Source organism: Tenacibaculum sp. IMCC1, assembly GCF_054906355.1.
Genome location: NZ_CM142818.1, coordinates 1,086,714 through 1,100,549, shown reverse-complemented (window position 1 = coordinate 1,100,549; position 13,836 = coordinate 1,086,714). Strand labels below are relative to the sequence as shown.

14 protein-coding genes are annotated in these 13,836 nt (G+C 29.3%); 1 reads left to right on the top strand and 13 read right to left on the bottom strand.

What is annotated here, in order from left to right; all coding sequences use genetic code 11:
• Positions 1-36: 36 nt before the first annotated feature.
• The 13 genes from ACXIHB_RS05005 to ACXIHB_RS04945 all read right to left on the bottom strand — a co-directional run bounded on the left by ACXIHB_RS05005 (position 37) and on the right by ACXIHB_RS04945 (position 13,057).
• Positions 37-369 (bottom strand): hypothetical protein, encoded by a 333-nt coding sequence (locus tag ACXIHB_RS05005; protein WP_125064425.1) that lies wholly within the window; start codon positions 367-369, stop codon positions 37-39.
• A gap of 207 nt (positions 370-576) precedes the next feature.
• Complete coding sequence (locus ACXIHB_RS05000) at positions 577-1,044, bottom strand: hypothetical protein (RefSeq protein WP_462099085.1); 468 nt, start codon at positions 1,042-1,044, stop codon at positions 577-579.
• Positions 1,045-1,195: 151 nt separating this feature from the next.
• Positions 1,196-1,672 (bottom strand): hypothetical protein, encoded by a 477-nt coding sequence (locus ACXIHB_RS04995; RefSeq protein ID WP_462099084.1) that lies wholly within the window; start codon positions 1,670-1,672, stop codon positions 1,196-1,198.
• Between the two features lie 69 nt (positions 1,673-1,741).
• On the bottom strand, positions 1,742-2,242 hold the full coding sequence (locus ACXIHB_RS04990) for a hypothetical protein (protein WP_462099083.1): 501 nt from the start codon (positions 2,240-2,242) through the stop codon (positions 1,742-1,744).
• Between the two features lie 3 nt (positions 2,243-2,245).
• On the bottom strand, positions 2,246-2,527 hold the full coding sequence (locus ACXIHB_RS04985) for a hypothetical protein (protein ID WP_462099082.1): 282 nt from the start codon (positions 2,525-2,527) through the stop codon (positions 2,246-2,248).
• A gap of 253 nt (positions 2,528-2,780) precedes the next feature.
• Positions 2,781-3,251: a hypothetical protein gene (locus ACXIHB_RS04980; RefSeq protein WP_462099081.1), complete on the bottom strand. Its 471-nt coding sequence runs from the start codon at positions 3,249-3,251 to the stop codon at positions 2,781-2,783.
• A 3-nt stretch (positions 3,252-3,254) separates the two neighbouring features.
• Positions 3,255-3,506 carry a hypothetical protein gene (locus ACXIHB_RS04975; protein ID WP_462099080.1) on the bottom strand — a complete coding sequence of 84 codons (252 nt, stop codon included), beginning with the start codon at positions 3,504-3,506 and terminating at the stop codon, positions 3,255-3,257.
• Positions 3,507-3,606: 100 nt separating this feature from the next.
• The gene (locus ACXIHB_RS04970; protein ID WP_462099079.1) at positions 3,607-4,086 is read right to left on the bottom strand and encodes a hypothetical protein; all 480 of its coding nucleotides are present in this window, start codon (positions 4,084-4,086) and stop codon (positions 3,607-3,609) included.
• Between the two features lie 10 nt (positions 4,087-4,096).
• Complete coding sequence (locus ACXIHB_RS04965) at positions 4,097-6,067, bottom strand: hypothetical protein (RefSeq protein ID WP_462099078.1); 1,971 nt, start codon at positions 6,065-6,067, stop codon at positions 4,097-4,099.
• 281 nt (positions 6,068-6,348) lie between these two features.
• Complete coding sequence (gene uvrB, locus ACXIHB_RS04960; protein WP_462099077.1) at positions 6,349-8,337, bottom strand: excinuclease ABC subunit UvrB; 1,989 nt, start codon at positions 8,335-8,337, stop codon at positions 6,349-6,351.
• Between the two features lie 65 nt (positions 8,338-8,402).
• Positions 8,403-11,252 carry a T9SS type B sorting domain-containing protein gene (locus ACXIHB_RS04955; RefSeq protein WP_462099076.1) on the bottom strand — a complete coding sequence of 950 codons (2,850 nt, stop codon included), beginning with the start codon at positions 11,250-11,252 and terminating at the stop codon, positions 8,403-8,405.
• Positions 11,253-11,302: 50 nt separating this feature from the next.
• Entirely contained in the window at positions 11,303-12,151 is an 849-nt protein-coding gene (locus ACXIHB_RS04950) for an ABC transporter permease (RefSeq protein ID WP_462099075.1), read from the bottom strand.
• Between the two features lie 9 nt (positions 12,152-12,160).
• Complete coding sequence (locus ACXIHB_RS04945) at positions 12,161-13,057, bottom strand: ABC transporter ATP-binding protein (RefSeq protein ID WP_159616470.1); 897 nt, start codon at positions 13,055-13,057, stop codon at positions 12,161-12,163.
• A gap of 192 nt (positions 13,058-13,249) precedes the next feature.
• Between ACXIHB_RS04945 and ACXIHB_RS04940 the strand changes: the two genes are divergently transcribed.
• The gene (locus ACXIHB_RS04940; protein ID WP_462099074.1) at positions 13,250-13,783 is read left to right on the top strand and encodes a hypothetical protein; all 534 of its coding nucleotides are present in this window, start codon (positions 13,250-13,252) and stop codon (positions 13,781-13,783) included.
• Positions 13,784-13,836 lie beyond the last annotated feature (53 nt).

The window sequence follows — 13,836 nt, the reverse complement described above, 5'->3', positions numbered from 1 at the left end:
ATACTTGTAGCAGTAAGTTTATTTTAAGGAATACATTTATTCTTCAGAAAAAAAGTAAGGTTTAACGTGTCTTATTAAAACTTTACCTTCTTTAATTTCATCTTTATCTATTAAAAAAATAGTTTTCGAATTACCTATTAGTTTACTAAATTCATAATACCCTATTTTTTTTATAAAACTTGGTGTAACTATAATGTCTTTATTTCTATTTATAAAACTTTGATTTATTTTAAATTTTATTCTCTTATTAATATTTTTGTCATAATCGTCATAATCATCATAATCTGAATATGTTAAAAGAAAGGATGCATGTTTTTTTTCGTCTTTAAAATGATAACTATAAGTGATTGCTTTAAATGATTTATTCATTGAAAAACTTTTAGTCGAAACTTGAGAATTTTTATAAAGTACAAATAATATTTCTTTGTTTTTCAACTCTTTTAGTTTTGGTAAAGACGAGCAACTAAAAAAAGATAAAATAATGAATAGTAAATATATTTTTTTCATGATACTAATTGTTTATAGCTTTTAAAAACGGTTTTAGAAGTATAATCCTTGACTTTAAGAAATAAATGTTTATTCCTCAGAAAAATAACTATATTTTACTTGTCTTACTAAAACTTCACCTCCCTTAATTTCATCTTTATCAATAAAAAAAATTGTTCTAGCATTATAAAGTATCCGTCTTATTCTATTAACTCCAAACTGATTTATAAGGTCATTAGTAATTATTCTATTTTTATTAGCTTTTAAAAAACTTTTATTGATTTTAAATTTTATTTTTTTTCTTATATCTTTTTCTAAATCAGTTAAATCATCATAGTCTGTATATGTTAAGAAAAAATCAGATTTTTCACCTTTTTTATTATTAAATTGATAATAATAGGAGACACCATTCATCAAGCTAAATTTACTTTTTTTTATAAACTCTGATTTTTCATAAAGTAAAAATACTACTTCATGATTTTCTATTTTTTCTAAATTTCTTGTAGAAGAACACCCTCCAAAAAGTATTGCTATTATAATTATATTCAAATATTTCATAGTTTAATTACAGTTTTTGTAAAATTTTTAGCGTAATAATTGACATGTTTTTTTAAAAGCATCATATTTATATCATTTGCTATTTTGTCCTTATAATACTTTCTGTACTGTATGACCCTTAAAAAAATAAGCCTCATTTTTGAGGCCTATTTTACTCTTCAGCATAAGATTGATATTTAACTTGTCTTACCAAAACTTTATTACCTTTTATTTCCTTTTTGTCAATTAGAAATATATTCTTGGAACTGCCTAAAAGTTTAAATACTTTATTTACCCCTACTTTGTCAATTAATTTTTGGGTAATAATAATATCCTTATTTTTTTGAAGAAAACTTTTATTCACATAAAACACAATACTCTTATTTGTTTTGTTTAACATATCATTAAAGTTTTCGTAATCAGAATACTTTAAAAATGGAGTAAAAACTCCATTAATCTCGTATTTTAAATAATTTAATCCTTTATAGTTTTTTGTTTTCTTTCTAATCTCTATATTTTTATAATTTTCATCAGAGCTTTTTTCTAAATAGATAAATAAAGTATTCTTATTTTTTAGTTCTTCAAATTTTGGTAAAGAGGAACAATTAAAAAAAGATAAAATAATGAATAGTAAATATATTTTTTTCATGATACTAATTGTTCATAGCTTTTAAAAACGGTTTTAGAAGTATAATCCTTGACTTTAAGAAATAAATATTTATTCCTCAGAAAAATAATCATATTTTACTTGCCTTACTAAAACTTCACTTTCCTTAATTTCATCTTTATCAATTAAAAAAATTGTTCTAGCACTATAAAGTATCCGTCTTATTCTATTAACTCCAAATTGATTTATAAGGTCATTAGTAATTATTCTATTTTTATTAGCTTTTAAAAAACTTTTATTGATTTTAAATTTGATTTTCTTTCTTACATCATTATCAAAATCATCATAGTCAGTATATGTTAAAAAAAAATGACTTTGTGTACCTTTTTTATCATTAAAATTATAGTCATAGTTTATCCAATCCATCTTTTGAGGTTTGTTCCCAATCATCACCTCTTGAGAGATATTTGGCTTGTTTATAGTTTTAGAGGTAAGTTCAGATTTCTTAAAAAGGACAAATATAACTTCATGATTTTCTATTTTTTCTAAATTTCTTGCAGAAGAACACCCTCCAAAAAGTATTGCTATTATAATTATATTCAAATATTTCATAGTTTAATTACAGTTTTTGTCAAAATTTTTAGCATAATAATTAATATATTCTTTAAAAGTGTCGTATTTGTTTATATCACTTGCTATTTTATTCTTGAATGCTTCGGTATTATGTAATCCCTCTAAAGACAAATTATAGAAAAAATCATCCCATTTAAAAGGAACATCTGTTCCGCCTATATATAGTGACTCATTTTCCATTCTCGTAATTTGACTAGCTGATATTAAATCGTTTCTAACCTCGGCAAGAATTGGAGCTAATGTTCCTACTAAATAATTAAACATAAACTCATGTTCTTCTTGCGCTGTTGCACATGTGCCATCGAAATATTCTTTTATGAGTTCTTCAAATTCTAAGTTATTTAAATGTTCAATAGTTGTGCCAGCATTACAATCTTTTTTAACAGTTTTGTCATATGAAAAATGATCAATTTAAAAAATAATTCCCTTCAGTTTAATGATAGAGATAATAGTTAAGGGTTAAACATAGGGTTTAGCCCTTAACTATTATTTTATATACCGTGTTATAATTTGTATTTTATTCGATATTTTCCCAATCTAATTTTACTTCTCTTATCAGAATTTTATTATTTCTAACTTCAGCTTTATCAATTAAAAAAATTGTTTCTGCACCTAATAATAGTTTAAAAGATTCTTGCCCACCTATTTTGTCTAAAATTTCTTTGGTAAGTATAATTTCCTTATTCTTTTTAAGAAAACTTTTATCTACTTCAAAAATGATACTTTTATTGATTTGTGAAATAGCATCATCAAAATCATGGTAATTGGAATACGATAACCAGAAAAAAGGACTATCCTTTGAAAAAAAATATTCGTAATTATAACCTTTTTGTATTTCTCCTTTAATTATTTTTTTCCTTATATCTTTTTTTGTGCTGCTTGAGTCTTCAAACAAAATAAAAACGACCTCTTTATTCTTTGTTTTATCAATTGTATTTAAAGAATAGCAACCATATAAAAAAAATGTCAATATTATAAGTTTTTTCATAATTTAATTATTACAATCATTTTTTAAATATCTTCTCGCCAATTCTTTATAAGCTCTATATAATTCCTTTTTTTCAATATTATTTTCTATTTCATTTTTAAAAGCATCTGTATTATGTAAACCTGGTAAGGTGTTGTATAAATAAAACTCATCCCAATTAAAAATATGTGATGCATCTATATTAATATTCGAATAAATATTTAAACTTTCCAAATCATAATTATCACTTAACCCATCAATATTTCCTTGAGTCATAAAACTAGTTTTTCCTATTTCGCCATATATTATTTAAGGGTTATCTTCAAGACTAATAAAAATAGTGCCTAAAAATTTTTAGACATTATTTGTTTTCTACTTACTCATCGGCGGTATAATCTATAGTAACTTCACGAACTAAAATTTTACCGTCTTTGGTGTCTGCTGTATTGATTAAGAAAATAGTTTTATTGGTACTATCAGAATACAATAAATCTAACATAGCTGCTATACCCATTTGTTCCATAAACTCTCGGGTAATAATAATGTCTTTATTTTTTCGTAAAAAACTTTTATCTATTCTAAAGAGCATGCTTTTATTCATATCGTTATTAAAATCATCAATATGACGATAATTATCATAACTGAAATCATACTTAAAAGGAGCTCCATTTGTTTTGTGAAAATAGTATCCACAATGGTCAAATTTTTCGTTTTTACCGCATCCGAATTTCCCTAGTTTATCTTTATGGTTAAAAAGAATAAAAAAAGCATTTTGTGCTTTTATCTTTTCTAAAGATTGAGCGTTAACTTTTGTTAATGAAAAAAATAAGGTAAAGATTAATAATACGTTTCTCATGATGTCTTTATTAATTACAATTATTATTTAAATATAGTTTACCTAATCTTTGGTATGCTTTATATAATTCGTTTTTTTCAGCATTATTTTCTATTTTATTTTTAAATGCGTCTGTATTGTGTAACCCTGGCAAGGTATTATATAAATAAAACTCATCCCAATTAAAAATATGTGATGCATCTATATTAATATTCGAATAAATATTTAAACTTTGCAAATCATATTTATCACTAAGTCCATTAATATTTCCCTGTGTCATAAAATTAAGGTTTCCAATTTCTTTATAAACGTTTTCAAAGGTAGGTAGCATATAATCAAACATAAACTCGTGTTGGCCTTGGTTTCCGTTACAACTAAAGTTGTTGTAATAAGTGTTTATAGTTTCGCAAATATCTTCGTTAGTGTATTGCCCAAAAGAGGTATAACCCGCACAATTCATTTTTTTTATTATTAAATAGGCATGTATAGATTCGTGTAATATGGTTTTTAAGGCGTTAAAGTTAGAGTTACCGGTTAGTAATTCTTCTCTTATTTCTATTAATATATCAGCATTAACAATGTTTCCGCTAGTAGCGTTTACCTGTAAGTTACTTCCAGTAGTTAAACCATTGAGAGGTTTATCATTATCATCTTTTAAATCTTTGGTTACTTTAAACTCTACATTAAGTACATCTTGAGTGTCACCAAATATGTTGGTAAATAGGTTTTTATAAGTATTTGTTTCTGCTAATTTATTATACAAACATAAAAACTTTTCGTTGGCAATTTTGAGAGAGTCATTTTTGGGTAACTGTATAGAATCAAGCACCTGAGTCATATCTACTTTAAAGGGAGATTTTTTTGTAAGGTCAAAGTTTTCGTTAATGTATTTAGTTGATTTGTTGTTAATAGCTTTTAAGGCAAAATCTTTAGCTTCAGTTGTGCTATTGACAACTAAAAAATCTTTAAGAGCTTTAACTTCTTCGCTTTCTTTATTATTAAATGCCCAAACAAAACTTTGGGGATTTAAACCTAAACTAAATCCAAACTCCAAATTCAACATTGCTTCGAATTTTGAAAAGTCTGAAAACCCCTTTTGTATTAAGTAGTTATTAATAGTATTGTAAATATTATTATCCGAAGTATAATAGGATTTCACACCTTCCGTAGCTAAATTTAAAGTACCACTTACAAATTGTTTTAAGTCTGTGGTGTAAGGAGTGGTATCTATAAGAACAGTAGTGGTAGAAGAGTCTCCACCAGAGGTAGAAGTAGGTTCACCATCTGTGGTAGAGTTAGAATCATTATCTCCTCCTGGGGCAACCCATTCACAGGTACTAGAAGTTGTTACCCATTCGTAATAATAGCCAGTTCCACCATTTGATATACAAGCAGAACTATCACCTCTACATAAGTCTCCACCACAACATCCTACTTTAACTTGTGTTTGAGAGTCTATACATACGAGTTGTTGTGTTTTAGCCTGTATATTTATAATTATTTGTGAGGCATCAAAATCAATCGGTTTGATAATTACTTCTTTTGAACTAAAATCATTAAAATTCATATTAGATTTTTCTTGGCTAGAAAAACCGTAAGAAACAATATAGGTGTTATACCCTCCTTGATTGTTTGATGATAATAGTAGGTTTTCAAGAGTATTGTTGTTCCTATCAATAAGAAAAGTATAAGAATGTTGTGTTCCGTCAGATGATTCAACATATTTAGAAAAACTAGTATCGATATAAAAACCTTGATAATTGGCTACTGATTTAGCCTTTAAACTGTTTTCGTACTTTTTTGATTTTTTAAGGATTTCTTTTACTTTTTCATTTTTAGAAATTTGTTCTGAATTTAATGTAGTTATCTTAAAGTTTGTGGTAGAAGAATGTTGTTCTGGCAGTGAGGATATTTCGTCACTTTCACAACTCCATAACAATAGCGAAATCCCAAAGAGGAAAACACTTATTTTTAAAAGGTTTAGTCTTTTTCTTTTTTTCATGGTATACAAATTTAAAATAATTACAATTTTTATTCAAAAGTAGCTGTTCATGGTTTTTTGCACAATAAGGGTTTTCCCTAGTTGTTTTAACTTCTTCTCAGGGATACCCCTTAGTTTTCTTTAACATTTTAGCATAAAAAACTAATAATCTGCTACTTGATTCCAAAGTAAAGCATAAAAAATTAGAAACAGGTAAGTCAATGACCTACTTTTAGTAAGTCACTGACTTACTTTTTCAGTACGTCAACTGTACGTTTATCAGTGTTTTACGTGTAGTGTAATCACAATTTTTCTTTCAAAACTTCAATTTCATCACGTAATTGCGCTGCAACTAAAAAGTCTAAAGCTTTGGCAGCTTCTTCCATTTGCTTGCGTTTGGTACGTATGCGTTTTTCTATTTCTTGTTTTGGGAGGTATTCCAACTCTTGCTCAGCAGCTTTTTGAGTAGCATTGTCGTAATGGTACGAAGTAATCGCGTTTTTAGATAAAGTATTGTCTATCTTTTTATTGATTTGTTTCGGAGTAATTCCGTGAGCAGTATTATAGTTGATTTGTTTTTCACGTCTACGAGTGGTCTCGTCAATGGTAAGTTGCATACTATTCGTAATTTTATCCGCATACATAATTGCTTTACCATTTACATTACGTGCTGCACGACCTACAGTTTGTGTTAGCGAACGGTGTGAACGTAAAAAACCTTCCTTATCAGCATCTAAAATAGCAACCAATGATACTTCTGGAAGGTCTAATCCTTCACGAAGTAAGTTTACTCCGATGAGTACATCAAACAAGCCTTTGCGTAAATCTTGCATGATTTCTACACGTTCTAGGGTGTCGACATCGGAATGAATATAACGACAACGCACTTGAATACGTGTTAAATATTTCGCCAATTCTTCTGCCATTCGTTTTGTTAATGTGGTAACTAAAGAACGTTCGTCTTTTTCTACACGAATTTGAATTTCTTCAATTAAATCATCAATTTGATTCAAGCTTGGTCGAACTTCAATTTCTGGATCTAACAGTCCTGTTGGCCGAATAACTTGCTCTACAAATAGCCCTTCTGTTTTTTGTAATTCGTAATCTGCCGGAGTAGCAGAAACATAAATCACTTGGTTTTGTAGGGCTTCAAACTCTTCAAATTTTAAAGGCCTATTATCCATTGCAGCAGGTAAACGGAACCCGTATTCCACCAAGTTTTCTTTTCGACTTCTATCTCCACCATACATGGCATGAACTTGCGGTACAGTTACATGACTTTCATCAATCACCATTAAGTAATCATCAGGAAAGTAATCTAGCAAACAGAAAGGTCGTGTGCCCGCTTCACGGCCGTCTAAATAACGAGAGTAGTTTTCAATACCTGAACAATAGCCTAATTCACGAATCATTTCTAAGTCGAACTCAGTACGTTCTTGTAAACGTTTTGCTTCTAAATGTTTCCCAATTTCCTTAAAATAATCTACCTGTTTTACCATATCATCTTGAATTTGATGAATGGCATTTTGTAATATGTCAGGAGAGGTTACAAATAGGTTAGCAGGATAAATATTTAGTTTTTCTAATCGCGTAATTGTCTGATTGGTTTCAATATCGAAGGTTTCAATTTCTTCGATTTCATCACCAAAAAAATGAATTTTATACCCATTATCTCCATACGACGGATAAATGGTAACCACATCACCTTTCACTTTGAAAGTTCCACTTTTTATTTCAATTTCTGTACGGGCATATAAACTGGTTACTAAGCGATGTAAAAATTTGGTGCGAGAAATTTGCTGATCAACTTCAATAGTAATAACGTTTTTTTTGAATTCAGTTGGATTACCAATACCGTATAAACAAGAAACTGAGGCTATAACTAATACATCTCGACGTCCTGAAAGAAGGGAAGAGGAAGTACTAATTCGCAAACGTTCTATTTCATCATTGATAGACAGATCTTTCTCAATATACGTTCCCGTAACAGGAATATAAGCTTCGGGTTGGTAGTAATCATAGTACGAAACAAAGTACTCCACAGCATTATTGGGAAAGAACTGCTTAAACTCAGAGTATAATTGAGCAGCTAAGGTTTTGTTATGGGCTAAAACAAGTGTTGGTCGATTTACTTCTGCCACTACGTTGGCAACAGAAAATGTTTTTCCTGAACCAGTAACACCTAAAAGTGTTTGGTACTTTTCATTAACTAAAATCCCATTAGCTAATTGTTTAATCGCTTGGGGTTGATCACCTGTAGGTTTAAATTCTGAGTTTAATTCGAAGTTCATTCAACAAAAATACGGATAGCTTTTCAATTAAACTATCCGTATTTATTATCTGTTTGATTATAAACTTACTTTCTAATTAATGAAAAATGTCCTGTCTTTTTTCTAACTTTCCCATTAGAGTCTATCAATTCAGCATTGTACCAATAATCATTTGAAGGAAGAATAGTACCGTTGTATATACCATCCCAACCCTGACTATTTTTATCAGTAATTTCATTAATTAATTTTCCAAAGCGATTAAAAATTTGAACTTTAACAACATCATAGTAATCATTATCGACACCTAAAACTTTCCATGTATCAAAATGTCCGTCATTATTTGGGGTGAAATGACGTTGAAAATAGATAGTTGAAACCTGATTAGATGTAGTAATTCCACATCCGTTACGATCTCTAATAAAAATAGAGTTAAGTCCGGGAGGAATATTAGTAAATGTATAAGTAAGGTTTTCGTCTCCTTTAGCAAAATCACTAAGATCTGTGCTATTTAAAGCAAACTCATAATTACCAATTCCATCTACAGTAATTTCTATTTTATTACTATCAGGATTGTCTTGATCGTCTACTGATTTAATATTTACTATTAATGCTAGGTTGGACTCTTTTACAAAAAATGTATTATATCCCATAAAAGGGGAAGTGATGTTTGGGTGAGTTCTATAGGCTTCAACTTTATATTCTCCTGAAGAATTAGCATTGTATATAGCTGATGTTTCTCCAGAGAGTAATTTTCCATTTAAATACCACTTGTAAGTGTCAGCAGTATTTCCTGAATCAGCATTCAAAAGGGTCGTATGTGGTTGAGGATTTAACCTTGGGTTATCAACACATAGGATAATGTTACTTAAATTACCTTGAGGGACAGGGATTTTTTCTACAAAAATTTTAAAATTACCAACTGCTTCACAAGATGTAGCTCCTTTATTTGAAATTCTAATATATATATCAGAATTGTTGGTAAATAAGTCATCTTCGTATGGGGGGATAATTTGATTTATTTGTAATGAAGCATCTTCTGCTGTTCTATAGTATTGAAAATCGTGAGTATTTTCTGATAGGGACCCTCCTGAATTATTAATTATTTGTTGCGTCTTCAAAGAGAAGTCAAGAAAACCGTTATTAGTACCAATGCTAAATTTAGCATCAGAATTAGATGCATTTTGATCTAATTCATGGATGTACTCATTGCTATAAGAAGTTAATCCCGTTGGGTTTACTTGTAAAGTAATAATATCCGTTTGATAACATTGAGTAGTGTTATTTGTAACTTTTACAGTTATGGAGTGGTTTATTGCTGTTAAATTAGTGTAATTATTTTTGTTAATTGGTGATGAAAAACTAGTATCAGATGTTTCAAAAAAATCAATTGTAACTTCAGTAAGGTTATTTACTAAAGCATTTTCTAATACTTCTAGGTTAAAAGTTGTAAAACCATCAATAGGATTACTGTCGAAATCACATTGTATATAAGGTTGAATCGGATTAATTGTAGGTTTTGGTTCAAATGTTATTTGAACTTTACCAGTGAATGTTTTTTTACAGTAAGAATTAGATTCTATTTTTATTTCATATAAACCACTTCCAAAATTAGTGTTATCAACAGTTAATATTCTTGTCTTGGCTATTTCTTTTCCATCTTTAAACCATGTATAGGTATCGTTAGGGTTATTTTTTTCTGGTTGAATTTGATAACTTTCTCCAATACAAAAAACTTGGTTGCTATTGTTTAAAACCTCATTATTAGCTAGATTGATTAATTTTACAGGTGCAAAAAACGACTGAATAAAAGGAGGTAATCCTTGTGAAGACATGGCGCCACCCAAGTTTACAGCGTTTGAAGTATATTGAATATCAGTAGCATTATCTTCTGGATTCTCTATAACTCCCAAATAGGATCTATCTGGAATGGAAGCATATATCTTTCCGTTTGGAGCTAATTGTAAAGCACCTCTATAACCTTGCTCTTGATGGACTTGAGTTTTAGTTTGTGCGATGTTAGCATCTAATAAATTATATTGAAAAACTCTGAAAGAGTTACTGTTTTCATGATATAAAGAAGAGTATAGTTTTGTAGATTCTTGAGAAAACTCAACACCATAAGGAGAACCATCAGTTGGACCACTTGTAAGAATTAGCCCGTTAGAAGCTACTTTACCTGTTGCGTTATCAAAATCGTATAAAACTAATTTTCCACTTCCATCATTTGTAAAGTCAGCAAGTGCTACTTTACTTCCATCTGGAGATGTTTTTAAATATCCTCTTTTATCTCTTAAATAGTAAGATGAAGATGAGGTAATAGGGTTTGTAGAGTCCACTCCGTTTTTATCAATTTTATAGGCGTAAAAAGTATCTTGTACGATAGATAAAATCCATATTTCTCTACAGTCTTTTCCTTGAACGGCTGTAACTTTTTCAGACCATTCTCTATCTCGACCATTAGAAAGGTTAACAGGGCCAGAAATAATTTCTCCTCCATTTCCTTTAGAAATATCTATGGTGTAAAACCTAAACCCTGGATTGTCAGGGTAAGGAAGATTTCCAATAAAATCTGTCCCCACTGTAAAAATATAGTAAAGGTTTTTATCTTCTGGGTTTGGAATAATTAAACCAGACTGTGAACTTGAAGGGTTACCTTGCAGGTCATTAGCTAAATTACCGTTTGAGTAACGCATTAGTTCATGGTTTTTCGTCCAAACATTAATACCATCTGAATAAAATAATAGATTCCCATTTTCGTCAGAAATAGATGAACAACCTTCATCAGTTTTCAATAATCCATCATTTAAAGCTACCGGACTTCCAGAGTTAAAATCGAGCCCTGCATTATTTCCAAAATACCAAACATTTGCTTCTTTTTGGCTATAAAGGGATATAGAGACAATAATAAAAAACGCTAGAAGTAGTTGTTTTTTCATTAAAATGAATTTAATTATATAAATAAAACAACTAAACTACATAAAACCCTCTATAAATCTCGTTTTTTTAACAAAGCATATGATGAGTAAATAAAAATAGCAGTCCAAATTAATACAATAGCTATATTGAAAAGGCTAACAGAATAGTCTTTAGTGAAATTTTCTCCTATTTGATTAGCTACTGATTTTACTGCACCTAATCTTGTAAATGGTTCTTTAATTAAATTAGCCATAGACTCTAGCGGGAAAAATTGCATGATTGAATTTACAGCTTCCTCAACCCCCGTTTTTACATTTCTAAAATTCCAGTATAAACATCCTTTAATTAAACTTTCTATAATTAGCCAAACAATCATGGCAGCAACAGCAAATGCAGAGCGTTTAATCAAGACACCTAAAAACAACCCAAAGGAGAAAAAGCCTAATAATTTTACGAAGAAAGCGAATAAATAATCTAAGTCTGAAAATATGATGGCTATTTCATTAAAATCAGAATAGATAGCTCCAAGAATTAAAGAGACAATAAAAACAAAGATGGTTGAAATAAAAGCAAAAGCTATAACGGTATAAAATTTTGATAGAATAAAATCCTTTTTACTTAAACCGTCTATTAAGTTTTGTTTTAACGTTTTATAACTGTACTCGTTCGCCATCATGGAAACAATAACTAGTAGCAAAAAGAATTTAAATATGGCAGCCATATATGTGTTAAAGTGCCAGATATATGGAAAATTAAAAATTCCTTGTTCAGCTAAATGAAATTTAATGGGGCCAATATCAAACTTTATTGCTGCAATTAAAGCAATAGAGGTTAATAATGCGAAATAGATAATTGAAAGAACTTTACTAGCTCTGTTATATTTTAATTTATGAATTTCTATATTTAAAAGTCGTAACATGGTGTAAGTTTATTGGTTGTTGGTAAGGTCTAAGAATTGTTGCTCTAAACTAGGTTTACGTTTCACTAAGTGAGAAAGAGAAATTCCTTTGTCAAATAAAAATGTATTAATTTCTGAAGCAGATAATTCTGAAGCTAGACTAGCTATTAAAATTCCATTTTCTTCTTTGATGTTTCCTATTGCTGAATGATTTTCTAAAAGCTGAGTAAGTATTTCTTGATTATCTGCTTGAAGTTCAAAAAAACCATTGGAAGCAGTCATTTCATCAACTCTACCACTGTATAACTTTACTCCGTTTCTTATTACGACTACATGAGAACATACTTTTTCAACCTCGTCGAGTAGGTGAGAGGCTAGTAAAATTGTAGTGCCATTTTTAGCAATTTCTTTAATTATTTGACGAATCTCGTGTATTCCTTGTGGGTCAAGTCCGTTTGTAGGTTCGTCCAAAATCAAAATTTCTGGATCATTTAATAGGGCAGAAGCGATAGCTAAGCGCTGTTTCATTCCTAAAGAGTAAGTTTTAAACTTACTATTTCTACGTTCAAAAAGATTAACAATCTTGAGTTTTTCTTCAATTTTATCGTACGAAACTCCTTTAATTTTACAAATTAACTGCAAGTTTTGAACGGCGCTCATGTACGGGTAAAAATTAGGGCGTTCAATGATAGCTCCTACTTTTTTTAATGCTTCATGTGTAGATAAGTTTCCATTGAACCAGCTAAAACTCCCTGAGGTTTTGTTTACTACATTTAAAATAATACCTAAAGTAGTAGATTTACCACTTCCGTTAGGTCCTAAAATTCCGTACACTGTGCCTTTTTGTATATCGAAAGAAAGATTGTTTACGGCATGAACTTTTCCGTATTTTTTATCGAGGTTTCGAATAGATAAAATTGTTTCCAAGCTATTTTGGTTTTTGTTGATTATATGTATTTGACGATTGATGTAAATTATTGTTACAATGTATAAAAAAAGTAGTAGAAAATAGTTTAAAAGGAAAGTTTAGCTTTTTAGAAAAATGCATGATATATTCAGAAGTAAATTTAACTAGATGCTTTAAAACTAAGGTAGTTTTGCATGTCAAATTATACAATTATGAAAAAAATAAACTACTTATTAGCAATTATTTTAACAACTGTTTTTTATGTAAGCTGTTCATCTGATGATGTTCAAGAAACACCAAATCAATTTATAATTGAAGGTGAAAATTATTCGATAGAATCAATTTTGGTAGAGAAATTCATGAAAGGAGATACGCCTTCTGTATTCTTACACTTATTGAATGTTACTGAAGAAGATATAGAAGCTGCTCGAAACTCTGGTACAGCTTTAACTGAGGTGGATTTATTTACAATTACTGTTCGTGATAAAGGCTTAACTTCAAAAACTTATACAACAGACAGTTTATGGTATGAATTTATGACGGATGGAGAGTTTTTAGGAGAGTATGATAATGAGCAATTGTTAATGGAGTATGAAACAGGAGATGAAGTTACTTTAACTATAAATTCAATTAATGAAACTAATATTTCATTAGAATTCAAAGTTAAAAAGGCTAATGGAAGTGTAGTAACAGGAAGTTATAACGGAAAGTACAGTACTGTTGATAAATCATTAGAGCGTAGTTAGAAAACAAATAGGATAGATAATAAAAAAAGCTTAGGTAAACCCTAAGCTCTTCT

Excerpts from the sequence above, each read along its gene's own strand:
- ACXIHB_RS04965 (WP_462099078.1), bottom strand. The coding sequence starts at position 6,067 with ATGAAAAAAAGAAAAAGACTAAACCTTTTAAAAATAAGTGTTTTCCTC.
- ACXIHB_RS04975 (WP_462099080.1), bottom strand. The coding sequence starts at position 3,506 with ATGACTCAAGGAAATATTGATGGGTTAAGTGATAATTATGATTTGGAA.
- ACXIHB_RS04980 (WP_462099081.1), bottom strand. The coding sequence starts at position 3,251 with ATGAAAAAACTTATAATATTGACATTTTTTTTATATGGTTGCTATTCT.
- ACXIHB_RS05005 (WP_125064425.1), bottom strand. The coding sequence starts at position 369 with ATGAATAAATCATTTAAAGCAATCACTTATAGTTATCATTTTAAAGAC.
- ACXIHB_RS04950 (WP_462099075.1), bottom strand. The coding sequence starts at position 12,151 with ATGTTACGACTTTTAAATATAGAAATTCATAAATTAAAATATAACAGA.
- ACXIHB_RS04990 (WP_462099083.1), bottom strand. The coding sequence starts at position 2,242 with ATGAAATATTTGAATATAATTATAATAGCAATACTTTTTGGAGGGTGT.
- ACXIHB_RS05000 (WP_462099085.1), bottom strand. The coding sequence starts at position 1,044 with ATGAAATATTTGAATATAATTATAATAGCAATACTTTTTGGAGGGTGT.
- ACXIHB_RS04970 (WP_462099079.1), bottom strand. The coding sequence starts at position 4,086 with ATGAGAAACGTATTATTAATCTTTACCTTATTTTTTTCATTAACAAAA.
- uvrB (WP_462099077.1), bottom strand. The coding sequence starts at position 8,337 with ATGAACTTCGAATTAAACTCAGAATTTAAACCTACAGGTGATCAACCC.
- ACXIHB_RS04955 (WP_462099076.1), bottom strand. The coding sequence starts at position 11,252 with ATGAAAAAACAACTACTTCTAGCGTTTTTTATTATTGTCTCTATATCC.
- ACXIHB_RS04995 (WP_462099084.1), bottom strand. The coding sequence starts at position 1,672 with ATGAAAAAAATATATTTACTATTCATTATTTTATCTTTTTTTAATTGT.
- ACXIHB_RS04940 (WP_462099074.1), top strand. The coding sequence starts at position 13,250 with ATGAAAAAAATAAACTACTTATTAGCAATTATTTTAACAACTGTTTTT.
- ACXIHB_RS04985 (WP_462099082.1), bottom strand. The coding sequence starts at position 2,527 with ATGTTTAATTATTTAGTAGGAACATTAGCTCCAATTCTTGCCGAGGTT.